The organism is Nocardia sp. NPDC059195, assembly GCF_042754695.1.
GTDB lineage: Bacteria > Actinomycetota > Actinomycetes > Mycobacteriales > Mycobacteriaceae > Nocardia.
Window position 1 is genome coordinate 74708 of the sequence record NZ_JBHZBG010000030.1, and the last position, 6294, is coordinate 81001.

Below are 6294 nucleotides of genomic sequence, written 5' to 3' on the forward strand. Positions count from 1 at the left end.
CTAGTTAGCCGCGCGCGCTGGTGAATGACAAAGGCCACCAGCATCATTCGGTGGTGATGGCCTTCGGCTTTCAGATTGTCGCCGGTTCCTGTCGCCGCACGGCGGGCAGGGTGTGGGGAGCCGAAAGGGTTGCCCACACGGCGAACCCGATGTACAGCACCTGCTCCGGGATCCGCTGCCACAGCGGCGACGCGGGCGCTCCCGCGAAGGGGATGTCGTTGAGGGCGGCGTAGATGTTGGCGGGCAGGAGCAGCAGGAACAGGGGGACGAGGGCCCAGCCGGCCACCCGGCGGGTGCGGGTGAGGATCAGGCCGATCGCGGCGAGCAGTTCCAGGACGCCGCTGGCAAGGACCATGAAGCCGGGGAACGGGACGAAGGGCGGGACCATGGCGACCATGTCGGCGTAATTGGGCATCACGGTGACGCTCGCGGGCATGAAATGCGCCGTTCCCGTCATCACCAACATGACAGCCAGCGCGTGGGCGGCACTGGCGGGCCACGAGGCGAACCGGGTCACGCCGAGTGCTCCGAGCGTGCGGAAGACGACGAGCGAGCCGACGAGGGCGAGAAGGGTGATCATTGGTCCTCCCAGAATGGATACTGCCACTATCTACTATGGATAGTAACACTATCCACTCTTCTGTCATTCCCCGCAAGTGCCGACGAACGACAAAGGCCGCCCACACCTTTCGGTGTAGACGGCCTGTGCCGAGCGGGAAAGATCAGCGGGTGAAGAGCAGGGCTCGCTTGACTTCCTGGATCGCTTTGGTGACCTCGATGCCGCGGGGGCATGCGTCGGTGCAGTTGAAGGTGGTGCGGCAGCGCCAGACACCTTCGACGTCGTTGAGGATGTCGAGGCGCTCGCGGGCGCCTTCGTCACGGCTGTCGAAGATGAAGCGGTGGGCGTTCACGATCGCGGCGGGGCCGAAGTAGCTGCCGTCGGTCCAGTAGACGGGGCACGACGTGGTGCAGCAGGCGCACAGGATGCACTTGGTGGTGTCGTCGAAGCGGGCGCGGTCGGCCTGGCTCTGGATCTGCTCGCGGGTCGGCTCGTTACCCGAGGTCATCAGGTAGGGCTTCACGGCGCGGAACGCGTCGAAGAACGGCTCCATGTCGACCACGAGATCCTTCTCCACGGGCAGGCCGCGGATCGGCTCGACGGTCATGGTGAGGGTCTTGTCGCCCTTGGGCAGCATGTCCTTCATCAGCACCTTGCAGGCCAGCCGGTTCACACCGTTGATCCGCATGGCATCCGAACCACACACACCGTGGGCGCAGGAGCGCCGGAAGGTGAGGGTGCCGTCCAGGTAGGACTTGATGTAGATCAGCACATTGAGGAAGCGGTCGGTCGGCAGGACCGGCACCTGGAACGAATCCCAGTGCGCGCCCTTGTCGTCCTCGGTGCTGAACCGGGCGATCTTGACGGTGACCATGACCGAGCCCTCGGGCACCGGCGCCGGCTTCTGCTCGGCGATTTCGACTACAGCAGTCATCAGTACTTACGCTCCATCGGCTCGTAGCGGGTCTGCACCACCGGCTTGAAGTCGAGGCGGATCTCGGAGATGAGCTCCGGGCCCTCCTTGTACGCCATCGTGTGCCGCATGAAGTTCGTGTCGTCGCGGTCCGGGTAGTCCTCGCGGGCGTGGCCGCCGCGCGATTCCTTGCGGTTGAGCGCGCCGACAACGGTGACCTCGGCCAGCTCGAGCAGGAAGCCCAGCTCGACGGCCTCGAGCAGGTCGCTGTTGTAGCGCTTGCCCTTGTCCTGCACCGTGATCCGGGTGTAGCGCTCCTTGAGCGTGTGGATGTCGGTGAGGACCTTCTTGAGGGTTTCCTCGGTGCGGAACACGCCCGCGTTGGCATCCATCGTGGCCTGCAGCTCGGTGCGGATGTCGGCCACGCGCTCGTTGCCGTGGTCGGACAGGATCAGCTCGAGCCAGTCCATCACCATCTGCGACGGGTTCTCCGGCATCTCGGTGAACTCGGTGCGGTTGGCGTACTCGGCGGCCGCGATGCCGGCGCGACGGCCGAACACGTTGATGTCGAGCAGCGAGTTGGTGCCGAGACGGTTCGCGCCGTGCACCGAGACGCACGCGCACTCACCGGCGGCGTACAGGCCGGGGACCACATCGGTGTTGTTGCGCAGCACCTCGCCACGGATCTTGGTCGGGATACCGCCCATGACGTAGTGGCAAGTCGGCATGACCGGCACCAGCTCGGTCACCGGGTCCACACCGAGGTAGGTGCGCGCGAACTCGGTGATGTCGGGCAGCTTCTCCTCGAGCACGTCGGCGCCGAGGTGGGTCACGTCGATGTAGACGTAATCCTTGTTCGGGCCTGCGCCACGGCCTTCGGCCACCTCGAGCACCATCGAGCGGGCGACGATGTCACGCGGCGCGAGGTCCTTGATGGTGGGGGCGTAGCGCTCCATGAAGCGCTCACCCGAGGCGTTGCGCAGGATGCCACCCTCACCACGGACCGCCTCGGAGATGAGGATGCCGAGGCCCGCGAGGCCTGTCGGGTGGAACTGGTGGAACTCCATGTCCTCGAGCGGCAGGCCCTTGCGGAACACGATCGCCATGCCGTCGCCGGTCAGCGTGTGCGCGTTCGAGGTGGTCTTGTACATCCGGCCCGAGCCGCCGGTGGCGAACACGATCGACTTCGCGTGGAAGATGTGGATCTCGCCGGTCGACAGCTCGTAGGCGACGACGCCGGTGGCGACGGGGCCACGATCGGACTCGGTCATCACCAGGTCGAGCACGTAGAACTCGTTGTAGAACTCGACGTCGTGCTTGACGCAGTTCTGGTACAGCGTCTGCAGGATCATGTGACCGGTGCGGTCGGCGGCATAACACGCGCGACGCACGGGCGCCTTGCCGTGGTCACGGGTGTGGCCACCGAACCGGCGCTGGTCGATCTTGCCCTCGGGCGTGCGGTTGAACGGCAGGCCCATCTTCTCCAGGTCCATGACCGCGTCGATGGCCTCTTTGGCCATGATCTCCGCGGCGTCCTGGTCGACCAGGTAGTCACCACCCTTGACGGTGTCGAAGGTGTGCCATTCCCAGTTGTCTTCTTCGACGTTGGCCAGCGCGGCGCACATGCCACCCTGGGCCGCGCCGGTGTGGCTGCGGGTCGGGTACAGCTTGGTCAGGACCGCGGTGCGAGCGCGCGGGCCGGCCTCGATCGCCGCGCGCATGCCCGCGCCACCGGCGCCGACGATGACCACGTCGTAGCGATGCTCCTGAATCGGACGGGATTCACTCATGCGAGGTGGCCTGTTCCTAACCTGTGATGTTGGGGTCGAAGGTGAAGATGACGTACGTGCCGACGCTCACGATCACGATCATCGAAACCACGAGGATGACCTTGAGCCAGAACCGGGTGGAGTCCTTGCGCGAGTAGTCGTCGATGATGACGCGCAGACCGTTGCCGCCGTGCAGCTGAGCCAGCCACAGCATGGACAGGTCCCAGAACTGCCAGAACGGGCTGGACCAGCGACCGGCCACGAACGCGAAGTTCAGGCGGTTCACGCCACCGTCGATCATCAGCATGATGAACATGTGGCCGAGCACCAGCACGATCAGGAACAGGCCCGAGATGCGCATGAACAGCCACGCGTACTTCTCGAAGTTGCCGTTCGACTTGCCACGCGGCGAGCGGGGGGAGTCGAGGCTGGCCGGGCGATCGTAGGACTTGCCGAGGACAGGTGCAGACATATCAGTGCTCCGTCAGCAGGTAGAAGAACTGGCGGCCGACGCCGGCGGCGGAGACCAGAACCCAGATGGCGAGAACAATCCACAGCATCTGCTTCTGGAATCGCGGACCCTGGGACCAGAAGTCGACCAGAATGACCCGGACGCCGTTGAGGGCGTGGAACAAGACGGCGACGACAAGGCCCATCTCCATCAACGCGACGACGGGGTTCTTGTAGAGCGCGATGGAGTGGTCGTAGGTGTCCGGGTTGACCCGGACCAGTGCCGTGTCCAGCACGTGCACGAAGAGGAAGAAGAACAGCGTGACACCGGTGATCCGGTGCAGCGCCCAGGACCACATGCCGGGGTCGCCGCGGTACAGCGTCTTCCGCTTCGGCTGGGCCGGAGCCGGAGCTTCTATCGTGGTCATAGAGTGCGGTGCCTCCAACGTCGTTGATGGACCCGGTCACAGATCCGACGCCGGCATGCGTGGAGAGGCAAATGCCCAGGTGGCTGCGCTGTATTCTCGAGCGCTGGCCCGCCGCCGGGAACCTGAACCGATCTTCGGTGAACTCTAATCCCCTCTGTTTCGCGGAACTAATTCGGCGTGCCGTGCGTTGTGCGGAAAACAGGCGAGTTAGGTTTACCTTTCCCATTGCCGGATACTGGTGTTCCGGCCCCTGTTTCCCGGTGTTCGGCGGGATCAGCTGGAGGTTTCCGATGTCCGAAATCGACTGGAATACGTTGCATGACATGGCAATTCGAGCTATGGGGTCGGCGTATGCCCCGTACTCGGGTTTCCCGGTCGGCGCCGCTGCTCTCAGTGCGGATGGCCGAATTGTGAGCGGATGCAATGTGGAAAATGTCTCATATGGGCTAACCCTGTGCGCCGAATGTGTACTCGTCGGTAACTTATTCGCGTCCGGTGGCGGGCGCCTCATCGCCCTATCGGTGACCGATTCCCGGGGCGAAATCCTGATGCCGTGTGGCCGGTGTCGGCAGCTGCTGTTCGAACACGGCGGGGGCGAACTGCTGGTGGATCACGCCGATGGCCCGAAGCCGCTGTCGGAGCTCCTGCCCTATGCCTTCGGGCCGGATGATTTGGCCGCCGGACAGCAGTAGTCGGAGCACGGTGCCAGACTTGGCACCATGACGGCACTGGATGCGGTTTCGGTCATTACTACCAAGCGCGACGGCGGGGAGCTGTCCGATGCTCAGATCGACTGGGTGGTGGATGCGTTCACCCGGGGGATCGTGGCGGACGAGCAGATGTCGGCGCTGGCCATGGCGATCGTGTGGCGGGGGATGACCAGGCGCGAGACGGCGCGGTGGACGGCGGCGATGATCGGGTCGGGCAGTCGGATGGACTTCACCGGCCTGCCGAGACCGACCGTCGACAAGCATTCGACCGGTGGGGTCGGCGACAAGATCACCCTCCCGCTGGCTCCGCTGGTGGCCGCGTGTGGAGCGGCCGTGCCGCAGTTGTCGGGGCGTGGGCTCGGGCATACCGGTGGGACGCTGGACAAACTCGAGTCGATCCCCGGCTGGCAGGCCGACGTGACCGTCCCCCGGATGCGCGAGATCCTGGCCGACCCGGCGATCGGAGCGGTGATCTGCGCCGCGGGTGCCGATCTCGCCCCCGCCGACAAGCGGCTCTACGCGCTGCGCGATGTGACCGGCACCGTCGAGTCGATCCCGTTGATCGCCAGCTCGATCATGAGCAAGAAGATCGCGGAGGGAACGGCGGCGCTGGTACTCGATGTGAAGGTCGGGTCCGGAGCGTTCCTCAAGACCCTCGACGGTGCTCGCGAACTCGCCACCGCGATGGTCGAACTCGGGCGCGATGCGGGTGTGCAGACCGTCGCGCTGCTCACGGCGATGGATACCCCGCTCGGGCGGACCGCGGGTAATGCGATGGAAGTCGCCGAGTCGGTGGAGGTTCTCGCCGGTGGGGGTCCTGCGGATGTGGTCGAACTGACTCTGACGTTGGCGCGGGAGATGGTCGCGCAGGCGGGGCTGCATATCGATCCCGCCGATGTTCTCGCTGATGGTCGGGCGATGGATCACTGGCGCGCGATGATTCAGGCGCAGGGTGGGGATCCGGATGCTCCGCTGCCGGTCGCGCGGCATAGCGAGATCGTGCGGGCGGAATCTAGTGGGGTGCTGACTCGGCTCGATGCGATGGGGGTGGGGGTCGCTGCTTGGCGGTTGGGGGCGGGGCGTGCTCGTCAGGGGGGGAAGGTGCAGGCGGGGGCTGGTATCGAAATGCATGCCAAGCCGGGTGATTCGGTGGTGGTGGGGCAGCCGTTGTTGACGTTGCATACCGATACGCCCGACGCTTTTGCTGGGGCATTGGCGGCGCTTGATGGTGCTGTGAGCGTTGAGTTGGCACCTGAAGGGAAGCCGGGGGGGTTGGTGCTCGGGCGAGTTGGGTGAGTGGGGGTTTGGGTTGGCCTGAGGGGTTGACCTGGGGTTTGGTGGGTCTGGAGGGCAAGGGATGACCTGGGTTCGGTAGTCCCAGGCAGGTTTGACGCTGTGTTTATTGGCGCGCTGGCGCGCGCGTGTCCGCGGCCCTGAGGGGCCGCCGGTTAGCGCTCGAGACTAG

At 65.3% G+C, this 6294-nt stretch carries 7 protein-coding genes; 2 read left to right on the forward strand and 5 right to left on the reverse strand.

Annotated elements, in window-relative coordinates:
* Nucleotides 1-70: 70 nt before the first annotated feature.
* The 5 genes from ACFXKN_RS28095 to sdhC form a co-directional block, all read right to left on the reverse strand.
* Nucleotides 71-580 (reverse strand): hypothetical protein, encoded by a 510-nt coding sequence (locus ACFXKN_RS28095; protein ID WP_379434147.1) that lies wholly within the window; start codon nucleotides 578-580, stop codon nucleotides 71-73.
* Between the two features lie 142 nt (nucleotides 581-722).
* Nucleotides 723-1493 (reverse strand): succinate dehydrogenase iron-sulfur subunit, encoded by a 771-nt coding sequence (locus ACFXKN_RS28100; protein WP_378971266.1) that lies wholly within the window; start codon nucleotides 1491-1493, stop codon nucleotides 723-725.
* Nucleotides 1493-3244, reverse strand: coding sequence for a succinate dehydrogenase flavoprotein subunit (gene sdhA / locus ACFXKN_RS28105; RefSeq protein WP_378971801.1), 1752 nt, complete (start codon nucleotides 3242-3244; stop codon nucleotides 1493-1495). Before sdhA ends, ACFXKN_RS28100 begins: the two co-directional genes overlap by 1 nt.
* Nucleotides 3245-3278: 34 nt before the next feature.
* A complete protein-coding gene (locus tag ACFXKN_RS28110; protein ID WP_378971256.1) occupies nucleotides 3279-3713 on the reverse strand; it encodes a succinate dehydrogenase hydrophobic membrane anchor subunit in 435 nt (144 codons plus the stop codon).
* A 1-nt stretch (nucleotide 3714) separates the two neighbouring features.
* On the reverse strand, nucleotides 3715-4119 hold the full coding sequence (sdhC, locus tag ACFXKN_RS28115) for a succinate dehydrogenase, cytochrome b556 subunit (RefSeq protein ID WP_378971251.1): 405 nt from the start codon (nucleotides 4117-4119) through the stop codon (nucleotides 3715-3717).
* A 290-nt stretch (nucleotides 4120-4409) separates the two neighbouring features.
* Between sdhC and ACFXKN_RS28120 the strand changes: the two genes are divergently transcribed.
* Both ACFXKN_RS28120 and ACFXKN_RS28125 read left to right on the forward strand, forming a co-directional pair.
* Nucleotides 4410-4811 (forward strand): cytidine deaminase, encoded by a 402-nt coding sequence (locus tag ACFXKN_RS28120; RefSeq protein ID WP_378971238.1) that lies wholly within the window; start codon nucleotides 4410-4412, stop codon nucleotides 4809-4811.
* A gap of 27 nt (nucleotides 4812-4838) precedes the next feature.
* Nucleotides 4839-6125: a thymidine phosphorylase gene (locus tag ACFXKN_RS28125; RefSeq protein WP_378971232.1), complete on the forward strand. Its 1287-nt coding sequence runs from the start codon at nucleotides 4839-4841 to the stop codon at nucleotides 6123-6125.
* The last annotated feature ends 169 nt before the right edge of the window (nucleotides 6126-6294 follow it).